The following is a 16,516-nucleotide window of genomic DNA, read 5'->3' as shown; positions in this document are numbered from 1 at the left end:
TTTTACGAAGTGCCTAATCCTCGTGATAGGTCGGCTGGCGAATCGGATGCTGGACGGCGCTCCCCATCCGGTCGGACTTCCGTGTCCGAATGATCAGTGGTCTTTGTCACGGTGTCGCGCACCGCCTCAAAGCCTTCCCGTGCCTGTTGCTTGACCTTGTCGGCCAGACCCGCGCTGGTCTTGCCAAGGTACCGTTGCTCAGTCGCCGTCGACGGCAATGCCGCCCCCAGCATGGCGCCCAAGGCGATGCCAGCCGCGGCGACCATCAAGGGTTGTTCCTTGAGCAGATGGCTGAATTGATTGCTCATTACATGGGTGCTGCGCACCAACCGATCACCGACATCATGCACGGCGTGGCTGATGTTTTCGGTGGCGGCACCCAGGTTATCCGTCAGGTTGGCGGCTTTGCCTTTGACCGTCTGATAACCCTCCTTGAGCGTATCCGTGGTGTGGTGCAAATGCTCGCGCGCACTGTCGATACCGTCCGCCAGGCCATCGGCCCACTCGCCAACCCTGTCCTGATCGGGGCCCGTTCGATAAACCGGGATCGGCGGACGATTCTGACTCATCATCAACCACAGCAATCCGACCGACGTCAGTACAGCTGGAACGGGATTGTTACGAACGCTGGTGCCCAGGTTGCTCAGGAACATCGTGCCATTGCTCTGCATTAAACCCAGCGCCTGATCGAAAATCTGACCCGGTGTGAATTTGCTTTCCAGCGCATCAACGATATTGCCGATGCTGGCCCGCTGCGCATCAATTTCACGCTCGATAGCTTCCGGGCTTTTTTGTGATTCCAGTTCAAATTCACGGTTCATGAGACTTTCCTCCGCAGGGCTTCCTGGTCTTTATTCAAAGCGTCCAGTGTGCGATCCGGCTTGAAGTGAGACGGCTCGAATTGTTTTTTTCCTGACTGCAACATGGCGAACCCGATGATCATCACCACCACACCCACAATCAGCGCAGCCAACCAGGGCGCCATCACGAGGCTCAGTCCGTAGACGGCAGACATCAACAAGATAATGAAGCCTGCCAGCAGCACAATCGCACCGCCCGCGACCGCGGCAAGGCCGGCCTTGAGCGTCGTCAGGCTGGCTTGAAGCTCGGCTTTGGCCAATGCCAGCTCTTTGGTAAACAACGCTGGCACTTCGCGCGATAGCTGGCGTAACAAACCGACAACTGACGCGTCATGTTCAGTGGCGGACACCGGTCTTGTGCTAGGGAAATCTGAATCTTCTCTGTTCATCACAGTTCTCCTTTGAAGGCTGTCGAGCCGGGTGTGGAGGTCGTTGCGAAGCCCGAAGGATGGTCGTGTTCATTCGGTGAAGCCGGCGTGATGCCAGTGGCCAGACCGGCGCCTGGATCGGTGCGTGGTGCAACGGAAGTTTCATAAGGTCGTTGGGCGCCAAAACCGCCTGACGGAGGCATTGAGTTGCCTGCTGCCGGGTCACTGGCATCGGGGAATGTCGCCGCAGGGGCGCTGCCGGCTTTCAGGAATCGCGACAGGCCAAAACCCAGCGCAACACTGCCAGCGATGAAGAGTGCGGGGTTGCTACGCGCCAGATTGGCCGCGTCGTGAAGCAGCTGTTCGGCACTCTTTCCACGCAGGTTGCCCGCCAGGCCGCTCATGGACTCCGCCATGTCTGACAGGTAGTCGGACATACCGAGCGTGTCTTTGCTTTCAATCTCGGAAACGAAGGATTTCGCCCCCTGCGCCAGCGCCTCGATCTGGTCTGCTGCCGTGTCGCGGTATTGCCCAAACTGAGCGTCGGCCTGCTGTCTCGCATCGCCAAGCGCCTCTGTTACGTTTTCCTTCAAGTGTTGAAAATCCTGCTCCGGTTTTCCGGAGCCCTGCTGGTCGGTCTGACCGTCCGTTCTGGTGTCTGATGTGTTCATGACTGCCCTCGCCTTCTGGATGAAAAAGCGTTATCGGGTTCGCCACGACATGCCCGTAGCCCCCCTCATTGCAGATGACGGAGCAGGGTTATGGGGAGTTCCAATGAAATGATGAGCGATGCACTGTCGAGACCTTTTGGCACCGTGAACGGCAAGTAGGGGAGAAAGATCGCCATTCGCAGCTATAACCTGTTTACAGCAATCGCATGCGTTTTATGTCCCGCTGCGGCGGCTCTCCGAACAGGCGGCTATATTCTCGACTGAACTGCGACGAGCTTTCATAGCCCACCAACCCTCCCGCACTGCTCGCGTCGACATTCTGACTAAGCATCAACTGTCGAGCCGCTTGCAGCCGCAATTGTTTCTGATACTGCAGCGGACTCATGCCGGTTACGGTACGGAAATGCTGGCGAAAGGTAGACGGACTCATGTGGGCATTCGCCGCCAAGTCGTCCATGCGTAGCGCATGGCGAAAGTTAAGTTTCAGCCAGGCAAGTGTCTTGGCGATGTGTTGACTCGGTGAGCCCGCGGCGACGACATGTAGCAACTGCGAACCATGAGCACCGCTTAACAGGCGAGCAATGATCTCTTCCTTGATCAGCGGCGCGAGTGTTTCAAGCAGTTCAGGCTCGCTGAGTAGTCCGACCAAACGCTCCAGTGCATCAAGCACCCCGGCGTCCAGCGCTTGTACGGTGATTGGCCGGAACCCCTGATCCTTCATGCGCTGTGACAACCGCATGCGCTCGGCGAGCTGTATCACCGTGGCGCTGTCGAACGTGAGCATCATGCCCAGGAACGGTCGTGCGACGCTCGCTTGGGTCACATGTGAAATGACCGGCAGGTCAACGCTGGTAACCATGGACTGACCGGGCGCGTAACTAAGCACCTCCTCCCCCACCATGACTTGCTTGCAGCCTTGCAAGGTCACACCAATGCCCAGTCCGTAAATACAGCGCACAGGCGCAGTGGCAGATTTGCGTCGATGCAGGCTCAGGCCGGGAACGGCGGTGAGCAGGTCGCAATCACTGCGCACAATCTGGCTGACGACGCCGGCGAGGCGACTTGTGTCGCTGACATTTTGATGACTTTTGGTAGCAGGCTGCACAGTGGTCTCCTTGAAAGAACGAGGTCTATAGCGGGTCATGAACGACACCGTTGCTGACACGAACAATGTCTGCCATGACCGCCAGGGCAAACTCAACTGGCCCAGTTCTCCAGCCAGTACGCATAAGGGGTTGGCAGCACCGCCGAAGGGCTCTGAATGTTCAGGGCTCGTGCTGCCTGAAACGGCCAGTGCGGATTCGCCAGTAAACTACGAGCGAAACACACCAGGTCGAGCTGCCCATTACGCACAAAATCATCCGCTTGCCTGGCATCGGTGATCATCCAACTGGTGCCCACCGGCAGGCCTGTTTCCGTGCGGACCTTCTCAGCATAAGGCACCATGAAGTTCGGTGCCCAAGGCACGGGTTCATCTGCGGTAGAGAGCGCCAGGGAGACGTCGACAAAATCGACCCCGGCCCCTTTAAGCCAACCCAGCACCTGAATCGACTCGGACAAAGACTGCTCCGCCTCCTGACCAAACTCCACCACGCCCAGGCGCACGGCCAAGGGTAAATGGGCCGGCCAGACTCGCTTGACCGCGGCCACAGTCTCAATCAGGAACCGTGCCCGGTTCTCCAGGTCTCCCCCGTAGCGGTCGGTGCGAAGGTTAGCGTGCCGAGACAAAAAGCTCTGGCCGAGAAAGCCGTGCGCGAAATGCAGCTCCAGCCATTCAAACCCCGCCTCCAACGCCCGGACTGCAGCCCTGGCGAAATCGTGTTGTGTGCGCTGAATGTCTTCGCGCGTCATCTCCCCGGGGCTATGAGGGGTACCGGGCATAAAGGGCAATGCGCTAGGTGCGATCGGCTGCCAGGCATGAGGATCGGATTCCGGCAGAGGTACCCCGCCTTGCCAAGGCGCTGTGCAACCGGCTTTACGTCCAGCATGCCCCAGCTGAATACCTGCCACTGCTCCAGCCGCCTTGATGGAATGTGCCACAGATGCAAAGCCGGGTATTTGTGAATCAGTCCAGAGCCCGGCATCACCCAAGGTTATCCGCCCCCTCGGTGAGACGGCCGTGGCTTCGACCACCACCAGACCCACTCCACCCTTGGCCAGGGTTTCATAGTGCGTCTGGTGCCATTCATTCAACAGCCCGTCACGTGCCTGGTACTGACACATCGGCGAAGCAACGATACGGTTGCGCAAAGTGACGTCTTTCAGAGTATAGGGCGTGAAAAGAGAGGTCATCGTGCGGTCCTGCTTCGTTGATCAGAAGGGCCACAGTATGATGCGGCTCCGGCATCAGCCGATTGCCTGATTGACGCTGTTGTTTGCACGATTCAACGGCGTTTTGTAATGTCGACTTGCCACAGCCATATATTACAAAGCATTTCAGGCCATCTTAATGCCTGATCCAATGAAGCCGCTACAGTCGATGAAAGATGTAGTCGACGTGCGGCCGATCATCCAGAGCAACACCCGCCGCCTGCAGTTGCTGCGCATTCGATGAATCGGCCTGGCAGTCGGATCCTCGGCAGTATGCCCACAACGCGCAACGGGCGGTGGAGGTCGCGAGCGATGATGCACGGATTCGGGTGGTCGCGGTGTTCGCAGGCAACGTCAGGCAATGTGCTTGTCGAACCAGTCCAGGATCAGTTGAGGGTGCTGCCCGAAGTAGTTGTAACCCTGAAATCTAAGGTCTGTTCCTTCGATCCAGAACAGCTCTTTGTCTTTGGAAGACAGGGTGTCGAAGATCTCCTGAACGTTAGTGGGCTTGGTCAGGAAGTCATCGCGCACTTGAGCGACAAAGGTCGGCAAGGTCACAGCCTTGGCATATTCCATGGGCCAGACATCCGCCAGGTGATAGCCGGTGCGTCGATGCAGCGCGGCATCGAAGCGATCGACGCCATTAGCAATTTTTTGCCGCTCCACCGCTGTTTCCACAAACACCCTTGGCGTTACCGGCTGCAGCGCCACCAGCGCTTTGACGTGCTTGAATTCTTTCGGGTGCTTCTTGATCCCGACGATGGTGGCGTTGGCACCCAGGCAGCGGCTGTAGAGCACCGTCTTCATGTTTTTTGTATCCGGTCGGGATTTGGCGTAGCGCAGCGAACCCACCACATCGCGGTACTCCAGCACCCCGTGACCGTTGACACCGCCACTGCCCGTGCCGCTACGACCATGATTGCGCAGGTCGTAGGCAATGATGTTGTAGCCCGCATCATGCAAAACCTTGTACTCGGGGAGGAAGTTCACCTCGAAGCCGCCGAAGTCGGTCCAGGGCGCCAAGTGCCCAGGGTAACCATAACGGTTGCACGGCATCGGATGATTGCAGATCACCAAACGGTTGGATTTACCAGGAATGAACCAGCCTTCAATGGTCACGCCATCCATTGCCGGGAAGAAGATTTCCTCGTACTCCATACCGTATTCGTTCGGCCAGCGCAGAATCGGCGTACGTGTCGAGTGCGCCATCAAATCCGCGAGACCGTTAATGAACGCGTCGGATGGGTCTTCTGTGGTGACGGTCATGTTTTGTTGCTCCGCAGCTTGGGCAAAGGACAGGGTCGAGGCGATCACAGGCAGTGTGGCCAGCGCTGCTCCGACTTTGAGCATGTTGCGGCGGCTTTGCGAAAGCGCGTTGGCTGGGGGGAATGGCATATCGAGTGGCTCGTTCATGTCAGGCTCCGGACATCTGCTGAAGGGGTTGGGACTGCAAAGACCTGGCGTCGGATTACTGCGGTGCAGGCATATAACCTTCGGTAATGACGACGGAGCCTTCGGTAGCGGCCATTCGAAGTTTTTTAGCCGCGGTGTACTCCGGCGAGTGGTAGAACCGCTGAGCCTCGGCAAGGCTTGGAAACTCGGCAATGGCCATCACCGACTTGGGTTTTCCTTCAACAGCCGTGGCATTGAGGTTGAAAACAATCACCTTGCCACCGTACTTCGGTGCCAGCGGACCTGCGGCTTCCATGTAGCGTTGGAAGGTCGCCTGATCGTTGATCTGGTAGTTGGCGATCATGTAGCCGTGTGGTGTTGGATCCTGCGCCAGACAGAGACCGGCAAACGCGAACGTGATTGCAGTGACAGAAGCGGTGACCCATTTTTTCATCGTATGAACTCCCATGAACTTGAATAACGGACAGAACGAAACCCCAGACGAGCCGGATTGGTCATCGATGGGCCATCGTGGTTTTCAAAGTATGTGAGGGTGTGCCAGGAGGGAGTTGCCGGTTCTGCTGCTTCTACTGCCTGATTCAGCGAATTGACGCTAAACAGGTGTCCGGTTACGGATGCATGGACACCTGAGGCCGACGGTGAACCTATAGCGGTACCGCACCGATCTGCTGCAGCAAACCCAGCAGGTCAGGCTGACCATGCTCTTCAACGATTTGACCATCGGCGAACCGATAGAAATTGACCGCCTTGACCTCGATAGTCTTGCCGGAGGGTGGAACACCCAGGAAGCTGCCAAGATGCGTACCGCGCATCGTAAAGCGCGCGGCCACCCTGTCGCCCTCAACAATCAGTTCCTCAAGCGTCCACTGAATATCCGGAAAGCCAGCGCGCATCATCGCGATGATCTGCTGATAGCCGTCCGGCCCCTGCAAAGGCTCAGAACGCCCCGGAACGAAAAACATCGCCTGCGGGGAGATCAGCTCCCCGGCCAACTCATCGCTCGCGGTGTTTATGAAATCAGTGAAGCGCTTCATCAGAAGCTTTTTTGATCCCGTTTCCATGTTGGTTTCCCCTTTCTTTGTCAGTCGTTTGTAAACGGCCGGCGATGGATGAGATGTTGACGAGCGTCAGGCATCGTCGTGAGCAAGAGAGGACGACAGCTGACGATAGGCGTCGGCCTGTGCCAGTAGCGCGTTGGCCTTGGCCTCGAAGGTCTGCACCGCGTCGGCGCCCGCGGCGAAACGAACCGGCGGCTCGTCGAGCCCTGCAAGCTGCACAATCGCGTTGGCGAGCTTGGCAGGGTCACCGCCCTGTTTGCCGTCCATGCCACTCCAGGCCGTGACGGTCTCTCGCGTCCGCTGGGCATAGTCGTTGATGGAGGGGAGCGCGTAGGTGGTGGAATCGGCCGTCAGCAGTTCTGTGCGGAAGAAACCGGGCTCGACCAACATCGTGCGTATGCCCAAGGGGGCGATCTCTGGCGCGAGCGACTCGATCCATCCTTCGAGGCCAAATTTCGCTGCCGCATAAGCCGTACAGAACATGCCGCCAGCGATGCCCGCCGTGGAGGAAATCGTCAGCAGCAGACCGGAGCGCTGCTTGCGCATCACCGGCAGTGCTGCACGAGCGACGTTCATCGGTCCAAACAGCAGTGTTTCTATCTGGCTGCGCACCTGTTCCGGGCTGAGCTCTTCGAAGAAACCCGCATAGAAGTTACCCGCGTTGTTGACCAGTACGTCAATCCGCCCGAACTTGCCGATGGCGGCCTCGACCGCATCTTGGGCATCATCGGGACGGGTAACGTCGAGCTTGAGGGTCAGCAAGTCTTCATGCTCGCCGATTGCCGCCAGCACTTTCCCGGCATCCCGGCCGGTGGCAACGACGGCATGTCCGGCAGCGAGTGCCGCTTTGGCGATGTCTACACCCAGTCCACGGCCAGCACCGGTGATAAACCAAACTTTTCTCTCAGGCATGTGATTGTTCCTCTTCTAACGAGCACCTATTGTGCCGAGCCTCCCCTTTTGCTTGCTGCATCAATCGGCGCATTCATTGCCTAAAATGACGAATCTGTCTCATCGACAACACGCATCTGCATTTCATTCATTCGACCGCCGTGCACCTTGAACCTGGACAGCTCCGTGTGGATCTCACTCAGGTCTGCGGACGTCAATTGAACGCTGACAGAGGCCAGGTTCTCTTCCAAGTGATCCAATCTGCGTGTACCTGGAATCGGAACAATCCAGGGCTTCTGGGCCAGCAGCCAAGCCAGCGAGATCTGCGCGGGAGTGGCGCCCTTGCGTTTGGCAAACGCCTTGAGGAAATCAATGACCGGGGTGTTGGCTGCCAGGTTCTCAGGGCTGAAACGGTCGAATCCAGCTCGCAGGTCCGTCTTCGGATCGAGCCGGGTTCGACCATTCAGGGTGCCTGGCAAATAGCCCATGCCTAGCGGCCCCCATGGCACGAAACCGATCCCGAGCTGCTCGCACGCTGCAAGCACGCCGTTTCGCTCCACGTCTCGCTCTATCAGCGAGTATTCGGTTTGAACAGCCGTCACCGGCTGGACGGCGTGCGCCCGACAAATCGTGCTGGCGCTCGCTTCGGAGAGACCGAAATGCAACACCTTGCCCTCCTTGATCAGATCCCGGATCACCCCCGCGACCTCTTCGATCGGTACTGACGGGTCGACTCGGTGCTGGTAGTAAAGATCAATGCGATCCGTGCGCAGCCGTTTGAGCGAACCTTCAATCACTGCCCTGATATGTTCAGGACGGCTATTGAGACCGCCGGCTTCGATGTCGAAACCAAACTTGGTGGCGATGACCACTTGATCACGAAAAGGGGCAAGCGCCTCGCCGACCAGATCTTCGTTGGTATGCGGGCCATAGACTTCAGCCGTATCAAAGAAGGTGACGCCCTTTTCATGGGCGCTGCGAATCAGCTTGATGCCTTCAGCCCTGTCCGCCGCCGGGCCATAGTTGGCGCTGATGCTCATGCATCCCGAGCCCAACTCAGAGACAACCAGGTTGCCAAGTTTGCGCTGCTGCATGACAGGTCCTCCATCAAAGGTGCCATGAGTGCGGTCCGATGTGGTGGCCCACGACAAAGGGCTGACGGCCAATCCAGTGCCAACGATGGCCGAGTTGATCAGCACGTCACGACGACTGAGGGTTCGTAGAGCCTGGGCGCTTGCTCCAGGAGTCTTTCTATCCTTTTCCATGGTGAGTCCTGTTCGGTAGATCCAACGCTTGAAGTATGCGTCGACCAATAGCTCAAAGAGTTGCCCGATCTACCTCTTTCATTGCCTGATTCAATCACCGATTGAAGAATTTCAAGCGTCTTGGTCGCGCTCGTGACGCTCAGCTCATCCGTCAAATTGGGCAATCATTGAAGCGGATCGCGCAATCGATCCAGGAAGTACGGCGCTACAGTGGGTAAACGCCCGGAACACTGATCCCACTCATTCATGGAGAGCTGTCCCACTATGAGCGCCCTCAATATCAATGGCCGTGACTACACGGTTGACGTAGACCCTGGCACCCCGATTCTCTGGACTCTGCGCGACGCGCTGGGCATGACCGGCACCAAGTTTGGCTGCGGCGTAGCGCTATGCGGCGCTTGTACTGTTCACCTTGATGGCCAGGCCATTCGTTCCTGCGTCACGCCTATCGCGGCCGCCGAGGGCAGGAAGATCACCACCATCGAAGCAGCAACCAATGGCAGTGACCCGGTGGGTACAGCCGTGCACGAGGCATGGGTCAAACACGACGTCGCGCAATGCGGCTATTGCCAGAGCGGCCAGATCATGAGCGCGACGGCTTTCCTCAAGGCCCAACCCAAGGGCAAGCAGCCCACGGCGGCCGAGATCGACTCGGCCATGGCTGGCAACATCTGCCGCTGTGGCACTTACGCTCGTATCCGCGCGGCGGTGGCTGATGCCGCCAAAGCCCTCGCCTGACTGGAGCTTGCCATGTTCAACGACACCTACCCAGACGAGCTCCCCCGCGTATTGCAACACATGCTCGAGCGCGACCAGATCGACGGCCCCACCACACTCCCCCGCCGCAGCTTCCTGAAAATCCTTGGTGTCGGCGGCCTAGCGCTGGGGGCATTTCCTCAGCTGGCCTTGGCACAACAGCCTGGCGACAACCGCGCAGAGCCTCTCAAGCCGAGTCAACAACCCTCGGCATTCGTGCAGATAGCGCCCAATGGGGAAGTCACCGTAACCATCAACCGGTTGGAGTTCGGTCAGGGCGTGCAGACTGGCCTACCGATGATCCTCGCAGAAGAGCTTGATGCTGATTGGAGTCTCGTGCGCAGTCGCAACGGCACAAGCGACATTGCCTACCAGGACCCACTCTTTGGCATGCACCTTACTGGCGGTTCCAATTCGATCAAGAACAGCTATACCCAGTACCGCGAACTGGGTGCCCGCGCTCGCGCCATGCTGCTCGCCACGGCGGCCACGCGCTGGAACGTGGATGTGGCCAGCCTGAGCACGCAATCTGGAATGGTGTTCGGCCCGGCAGGCCGCAAAGCGAGCTATGGTGAACTGGCCGAGGCCGCGATGGCGCTGCCCGTGCCCGAAACGATCACGCTCAAGGATCCCAAAGACTTCCGAATCATTGGCCATGCCACCACCCGCATCGATGCCAAAGCCAAAAGCAGTGGCCAGCAGGATTTCGGCATCGACATGAAACTGCCGGGACAGTTGACTGCCGTGGTGGCCCGACCGCCGGTATTCGGTGCCAGAATTTCCTCTTTGGATGACAGCGCTGCACGCGCCATTACCGGCGTGAAGGCAGTGCTGCGCGTCCCGCTTGATGGGGGGGCCGAAGGCGTGACTGTCATCGCTGACGGTTACTGGCAAGCCAAACAAGGGCGTGATGCACTGAAACTGCAATGGGATACGTCAACTGTTGAGAGGGTCGATAGCGAAAAGCAGTTGGCCGACTACCGGGAGCTCGCGGGTCGTCCTGGTCCAACGCTATTCGAGGCGGACATGGCGCCACTGGAAACAGCACCCCATCAATTAGAGGCCGAGTTCGTGTTTCCTTACCTGGCCCATGCGCCAATGGAACCGTTGAACTGCACAGTCAAACTGTCCGAGGAACGCTGCGAGTTATGGGTGGGTACCCAGTTTGCCGGGGCCGACAGCGCCGCGGCCGCACGCGTACTAAACCTCAAGCCCGAGCAAATTCAAATCAATGTGCAGACGGCTGGCGGCGGTTTTGGCCGGCGAGGCATAGCCACCAGCGACATTGTGGTGCTGGCATGCGAGGTGGCCAAGGCCGCGCGAATGGCCGGTTTAAATGTACCGGTGCGCACGCTGTGGAGCCGCGAGGACGATATCAAAGGCGGCTATTACCGCCCTATGCATTTGCACCGCGCCCGGATCGGTTTTGACGACAGCGGCAAGGTGCTGGCCTGGGACCACGTCGTGGTAGGACAGTCCATCATCAGTGGCACCATGTTCGGGGGACGGGTGAAAAACGGCATAGACCCCACGACAACGGAAGGTCTGCGCGATCCCTACCCACTGCCAATGCGCTTGACGGTGCATCACCCAAAACTCAACGTGCCGGTGTTGTGGTGGCGCAGTGTGGGCTCCACCCACACAGCCTTCGTGATGGAGACGTTGATCGATGAGATCGCCCGAACAACCAAACAGGACCCTGTGGCTTACAGGATGAAACTGTTTGCCGATCAAAGTCCGCGTCATCGCGCTGCGTTGCAACTGGCGGTGGACAAGAGCGAGTACGGCAAACGCGAGTTGCCTGCTGGTCGTGCATGGGGGATTGCGGTACACGAGTCATTCAGTTCGGTAGTCGCATACGTTGTGCAAGCCTCGGTGCAGAACGGCCGTCCGGTATTGCACCATGTGACCGCTGGCGTGCACTGCAACCTGGTCGTCAACCCGCGCAGTGTTGAGGCCCAAGTACAAGGTGCCGCCGTTATGGGGCTGTCGATGTGCCTGCCGGGCGGTGCCATCACCTTGAAAGAGGGTGTCGTACAGCAGAGTAATTTTGCTGATTTCAGCGTTCCGCGCATCACCGATATGCCGGAGTTTTCCATTCATGTCGTGCCAAGCGCTGAGCCACCCACCGGGATGGGTGAACCCGGCCTGCCGCCGTTGGCCCCCGCCTTTGCGAATGCAGTCGCACGCCTCACCGGTAAGCCGGTGCGTGAGCTGCCCTTCAAGCTGACGTGACAGGGCTCGCAAAAAGAAACACGCGATTACGTGTCTACTTTGGGTCGGGGGCGGTTGAAAGGGTGATCCAACTGAGCGGGTCGACATCTCCCTCACGCTGATCGTCGCGGTGCGGTGTCCAGCGCATTGCGCAAACGCCATCCAGCGCGGGACCCACCACTCAATCCTTCACGCGCAACCAACGCCCCCCCTTGGATCTGTTATCGGCTCAGCCGATGAAAGCCTGCGATTTATCGATTTGAGCTGTTGTTGAGGGTCCTCGATCATGGGCCACCTTCAACAACAAAAATAAAGGCCCCGCCATGACTGCCCGCTTCCATAATCCGGTTGATACCCGCTTCGGCTGGAGCAGCCTTCTCGAACTTGCCGAAATCACTGAAAACCAGAAAGTCGCTCTTGTGACCTTTCCCGAAGCTCGTGGGCTGGGATTAGTGGATCGCATTCAGGACCTGCTGGGCGATCGATTGGTGTACATCATCGAGGATGTCCAGCCCAATCCGGACGTGGCCCAGTTACGCGATACTTATGAGCGTTTTTGGCAGGAAGCCGGCGACTGCCATACGGTCGTTGCCGTAGGCGGTGGCAGCGCCATCGACACCGCCAAGGCGTTGATTGTGGGTACCGAATCGGGTTGCTTCGATGAGTTGCTCGCGTTGCTGGCAACCGGTAAACCCTTCGTCCCGGCGCGCAGCAAGTTACTGATTGCAGCCCCGACCACGGCGGGTACCGGCAGCGAAGTCACACCATGGGCGACTATCTGGGACTCTGCCAGCCACAAGAAATACTCCCTGCACCTGGAATGCACCTGGCCGAAAGTAGCCATTGTCGATCCGCAGTTGATGCTGACGGTTCCGGCCGGCGTCACCGTGTCTACGGGCCTCGATGCCCTGTCGCATGCGCTGGAGTCGATCTGGAACATCAATGCCAATCCGATTTCGGACACCTACGCTATCGCTGCCATTGAGGACATCCTGCACTGCTTGCCATTGCTGCGCCGTGATTTGTCCAACAAAGAGCTGCGCTCCAGGATGGCGCTCGCGGCACTCAAAGCCGGGATGGCATTTTCCAATACCAAAACTGCACTGGCCCATTCGATCTCTTACGAAATGACCCTGCGCTATGGCCTACCGCATGGCATCGCCTGCTCCTTCACCCTCCCGCTGGTTCTGGGCCTTGCCTGGGGCCATGACGAAGCACGCGACCGAACGCTTCAGCGAATTTTCGGCAATGACTTGCACAAGGCCCAAAGCCAGTTGCGCGAGTTCTTGCACAGCCTTGACGTGAAAACCGAATTTGCCGACTACGGCGTCACGGCAAAGGAGGCTGAAGAGATGATCAATTTCGCCATGCAAGGCGCACGCGGCAAGAACTTCATCGGTTCACAAGCCGCCTGACATCCGCCAGCCCAACCAAGCACCGCCAGCGGCGTAACGAACCGCGACGATTTCCTGCTGCACCCACAAAAGAGTGCACCCTCCGACGCCATTCGGAGGGACCGAACAATAATAAGGAAAAGATCATGAATCGTGCCCAAACCATGCCAGGTATCGCAGTCTCCACCTCGTCGTTTCGAGTCGCCCAGTGGCGCATGCTGCTGGCGGCGATGTTCTGTTATCTGTTTTTCTACACGGGACGGCAAACCTTCGGTTTTGCCATTCCAGGCATTCAGGCCGAGTTCGGTTTTACCAAGGAACACCTTGGGTGGGCATCGGCTGCGATGCTCTGGGCCTATGCCATTGGCCAGGCCATCAACGGCAACCTCGCCGACAAGTTCGGCGGCCGACGCATCATGACCCTTGGCGCCGTACTGTCCTGCGGCGCCAACTGGGCGACCAGCTTCGCCAGTAGTTTTTCCGCGCTGATCCTGCCCTGGGGCATCAATGGATACTTCCAGGCATTGGGCTGGGCGCCAGGCAGTCGATTGATCTCCAATTGGTGGAGCGCCGGTGAGCGCGGCAAGGTCTATGGCTTTTATGTGTTCGCCGCCGGTTGCGCCTCGGTCCTTTCTTATGTGACCTCCATCGTAGTGCTTGAGGTCATGCATCTGGAGTGGCGCTGGATCTTCCGGTTGCCCGTGCTGTTGATGCTGGCGGGTGGCATCATTTTCTACCTGGTGGCGCGTGAACGTCCGCAGGACATGGGTTTCGAGCCGCTCGCCGATACCGGCGTCGCCAATGCCGATGACAAAAATCATGAAGTGGCACACGGCGAAGTCGAAACCTCCGCGCAACGCTACAAAGCCGTGCTGAAGAACTTTCGTTTGATCATCGCTGCGGTGTCCCTGGGTTTTCAGAACGCCGCTCGCTATGGCTTGATCGTCTGGGTACCGGTGCACTTTCTGGGTGCCAACTGGAAAAGCGGCGACAGCATGATCGATCCGAAGTGGATCACGGTTGCCCTGCCAGTGGGCATGGCCATCGGCGCGCTCAGTAATGGCTGGATATCGGACAAGCTGTTCGGCTCCAAACGCTACCTGGCGATCATGCTCTACATGTTCCTGGGGGCAGGCACGAGCCTGTGGATGTGGACCCTTGCACCTCATAGCGCGACCGGTCTTGTAGCGTTGTTCCTTTGCGGTTTCTTCGTCTACGGCCCGGCGTCGAGTTTCTGGGCGCTCTGCCCGGACCTGGTCGGCGCAAAGCGCGCGGGCACGGCAACCGGTGTGATGAACTTCTCGTCCTATCTGTTCGCCGGCCTGGCGGAACCGCTGATCGGCAGTATGCTCGACAGTACCGGCAACACGTCTCTGATCTTCATCGTGGTTACGGCTGCATGCCTGTGCAGTGCGGTGGTCGCGCTGTTCATCAGACGCTGATGGCCCGGCACAGAGGCTTGAATCAACAGCGGCGGCTCAGGAACAGGATCTTCTATGTACCAGTACCACAAGTGGCTACGTTCCTTTCATGCGGTGGCGAAGACCGGCAGTTTCACCCTCGCCGCCGAGTACCTGAGCGTTGGTCAGCCGACTGTCAGTGAACAGGTCAACGCGCTGGAGAAGAAGTTCTCCGTGGAACTCTTTCATCGCCGAGGCCGGTTTATCGAAATGAGTTCGGCGGGACACAAGCTCTATGCGATCACCCAGGGCCTGTTCGGCCAAGAGGATGAAGCCGTGCAACTTCTGCAAAGTTTCAAGCAACGCAAAACCGGGATGCTGCGCTTGGGCGCGGTCTCCCCGCCCATTGCGATGAACCTGACTTACGAATTGATGCAGCGGCATCCGGACATTGAACTGGAAACGTCGTTTTCTCCCGAAAAAGAGACGCTGGATCGGCTTTTCAACTTCGACATCGATGTGGCGATTCTTGCGCTCTCCGAATTCGACCAGCGCTTTGATACGCAGCTCTATCGACGCTATCCGATTATTGCCGTGGTTCGCGATGACCATCCCTGGGCCCGGCAGAAAGAGGTGTACGTCGAGCAGATCAGCGACGAAAAGTGGGTCCTGAGGGAAAAAAGCTCACGCACCCGGCAACTGGTGGAAGAAAGCTGCAAGCGTCTTGGCGTCGATCTGAACTGTGTCATGCAATTGAACAGTCGCGAGGCGATTGTCCACGCCATCGCCAAGGGCATCGGTATCGGTTTCGTGTCGGCCGTCGAGTACGCCGAAACGCCAGGCACCAAGCCGATCACCTTTGTCGATCACCCGTTTTCAATCGACTACCACCTGTGCTGCCTGGGTATTCGCAGGAACCGGCCGATGATCGCGGAGTTGTTCGACTCCAGTCCCATACCGACCACCTGATTCCGTAACGCGTTTCAACAATCAATAGGCTTACCTCCTGGTGACAAGAGGGACGGCCTTCCCCTACCCAAAATTGGAGATTCACCATGCACTATAAACAACCTACTCAACTGCAAGCCGTGGTCCTGGACTGGGCGGGCACCGTCGTTGATTTCGGTTCCTTCGCACCGACTCAAATCTTCGTCGAGGCGTTCGGCGAGTTCGGCGTCGCCGTCTCCCTGGAAGAGGCCCGCGGTCCGATGGGCATGGGCAAGTGGGATCATATCCGCACGCTGTGCAACCAGCCACAGATCGCCGAACGCTACCGTGCGGCCTTCGATCGCCTGCCGACCGATGAGGATGTCACCGCGCTTTACGAGCGCTTCATGCCGCTGCAGATCGAGAAAATCGCCCTGCACTCCGCGCTGATTCCCGGTGCCCTGGACGCCATCGATGCGTTGCGCGACAAGGGTCTGAAAATCGGTTCGTGCTCCGGTTATCCGGCAGTCGTGATGGAGAAAGTTGTCGAGCTGGCGCGCAAAAACGGCTACGTCGCCGACCACGTCGTAGCGACCGACGAAGTGCCCAATGGTCGTCCGCACCCGGCTCAGGCGTTGGCCAATGTGATTGCTTTGGGGATCAGCGATGTCGCCGCCTGCGTGAAGGTCGACGACACCTGGCCCGGCATTCTCGAAGGTCGTAGCGCAGGCATGTGGACCGTCGCACTGACCTGTTCCGGCAACGCGCTGGGCTTGACCTACGATCAGTTCAAGGCCCTGTCCTCTGACAAACTGGCCGAAGAACGTGCCCGCATTACCAAGATGTTCGAAGGTTCTCGCCCGCACTATCTGATCGACACCATCGTCGAGTTGCCGGCCGTCATCGAAGACATCAATGCCCGCCTGGCGCGTGGTGAAACCCCTCAAGGTTGCTGACGCCACCTGTTGAAACTGACAGTGGCCGTCCAA

General features: G+C 58.5%; 16 protein-coding genes. 6 read left to right on the top strand and 10 right to left on the bottom strand.

The features are described from left to right. Window positions 1-2: 2 nt before the first annotated feature. The 10 genes from PMI27_RS24640 to PMI27_RS24685 form a co-directional block, all read right to left on the bottom strand. Window positions 3-821 carry a DUF3618 domain-containing protein gene (locus PMI27_RS24640; RefSeq protein ID WP_008154410.1) on the bottom strand — a complete coding sequence of 273 codons (819 nt, stop codon included), beginning with the start codon at window positions 819-821 and terminating at the stop codon, window positions 3-5. Further along, window positions 818-1,249, bottom strand: coding sequence for a phage holin family protein (locus PMI27_RS24645; protein ID WP_008154413.1), 432 nt, complete (start codon window positions 1,247-1,249; stop codon window positions 818-820). The genes PMI27_RS24640 and PMI27_RS24645 overlap by 4 nt, the downstream gene beginning before the upstream one ends. Next, complete coding sequence (locus tag PMI27_RS24650) at window positions 1,249-1,899, bottom strand: hypothetical protein (RefSeq protein ID WP_008154415.1); 651 nt, start codon at window positions 1,897-1,899, stop codon at window positions 1,249-1,251. Before PMI27_RS24650 ends, PMI27_RS24645 begins: the two co-directional genes overlap by 1 nt. Window positions 1,900-2,092: 193 nt before the next feature. Beyond that, window positions 2,093-3,004, bottom strand: a complete 912-nt coding sequence (locus PMI27_RS24655) for an AraC family transcriptional regulator (RefSeq protein WP_008154419.1) — start codon at window positions 3,002-3,004, stop codon at window positions 2,093-2,095. A gap of 92 nt (window positions 3,005-3,096) precedes the next feature. After that, a complete protein-coding gene (locus PMI27_RS24660) occupies window positions 3,097-4,191 on the bottom strand; it encodes an NADH:flavin oxidoreductase/NADH oxidase (RefSeq protein ID WP_008154421.1) in 1,095 nt (364 codons plus the stop codon). 372 nt (window positions 4,192-4,563) lie between these two features. Next, a complete protein-coding gene (locus tag PMI27_RS24665; protein WP_008154424.1) occupies window positions 4,564-5,622 on the bottom strand; it encodes an alpha/beta hydrolase family protein in 1,059 nt (352 codons plus the stop codon). Between the two features lie 55 nt (window positions 5,623-5,677). Further along, entirely contained in the window at window positions 5,678-6,055 is a 378-nt protein-coding gene (locus PMI27_RS24670; protein WP_008154426.1) for a DUF1330 domain-containing protein, read from the bottom strand. 211 nt (window positions 6,056-6,266) lie between these two features. Beyond that, entirely contained in the window at window positions 6,267-6,683 is a 417-nt protein-coding gene (locus PMI27_RS24675) for an ester cyclase (RefSeq protein ID WP_008154428.1), read from the bottom strand. 66 nt (window positions 6,684-6,749) lie between these two features. Further along, the gene (locus PMI27_RS24680) at window positions 6,750-7,592 is read right to left on the bottom strand and encodes an SDR family oxidoreductase (RefSeq protein WP_008154430.1); all 843 of its coding nucleotides are present in this window, start codon (window positions 7,590-7,592) and stop codon (window positions 6,750-6,752) included. Between the two features lie 80 nt (window positions 7,593-7,672). Next, entirely contained in the window at window positions 7,673-8,665 is a 993-nt protein-coding gene (locus tag PMI27_RS24685) for an aldo/keto reductase (protein WP_008154432.1), read from the bottom strand. Window positions 8,666-9,100: 435 nt separating this feature from the next. Here PMI27_RS24685 and PMI27_RS24690 point away from each other — a divergent pair, with 435 nt between their 5' ends. The 6 genes from PMI27_RS24690 (at window position 9,101) to phnX (ending at window position 16,483) form a co-directional block, all read left to right on the top strand. Continuing rightward, window positions 9,101-9,574 (top strand): (2Fe-2S)-binding protein, encoded by a 474-nt coding sequence (locus tag PMI27_RS24690; RefSeq protein ID WP_008154435.1) that lies wholly within the window; start codon window positions 9,101-9,103, stop codon window positions 9,572-9,574. A gap of 12 nt (window positions 9,575-9,586) precedes the next feature. After that, complete coding sequence (locus PMI27_RS24695) at window positions 9,587-11,827, top strand: xanthine dehydrogenase family protein molybdopterin-binding subunit (RefSeq protein ID WP_008154437.1); 2,241 nt, start codon at window positions 9,587-9,589, stop codon at window positions 11,825-11,827. A gap of 302 nt (window positions 11,828-12,129) precedes the next feature. Beyond that, entirely contained in the window at window positions 12,130-13,221 is a 1,092-nt protein-coding gene (psrA, locus tag PMI27_RS24700) for an iron-containing alcohol dehydrogenase PsrA (protein ID WP_008154438.1), read from the top strand. Window positions 13,222-13,346: 125 nt separating this feature from the next. Further along, entirely contained in the window at window positions 13,347-14,642 is a 1,296-nt protein-coding gene (locus PMI27_RS24705; protein ID WP_008154440.1) for an MFS transporter, read from the top strand. Window positions 14,643-14,696: 54 nt separating this feature from the next. Next, on the top strand, window positions 14,697-15,569 hold the full coding sequence (locus PMI27_RS24710; protein WP_008154442.1) for a LysR substrate-binding domain-containing protein: 873 nt from the start codon (window positions 14,697-14,699) through the stop codon (window positions 15,567-15,569). An 86-nt stretch (window positions 15,570-15,655) separates the two neighbouring features. Next, window positions 15,656-16,483 carry a phosphonoacetaldehyde hydrolase gene (phnX, locus tag PMI27_RS24715; protein ID WP_008154443.1) on the top strand — a complete coding sequence of 276 codons (828 nt, stop codon included), beginning with the start codon at window positions 15,656-15,658 and terminating at the stop codon, window positions 16,481-16,483. Window positions 16,484-16,516 lie beyond the last annotated feature (33 nt).

Source organism: Pseudomonas sp. GM41(2012) (genome assembly GCF_000282315.2).
Lineage (GTDB): Bacteria > Pseudomonadota > Gammaproteobacteria > Pseudomonadales > Pseudomonadaceae > Aquipseudomonas.
This window is presented reverse-complemented; position numbering and strand designations above follow the sequence as displayed.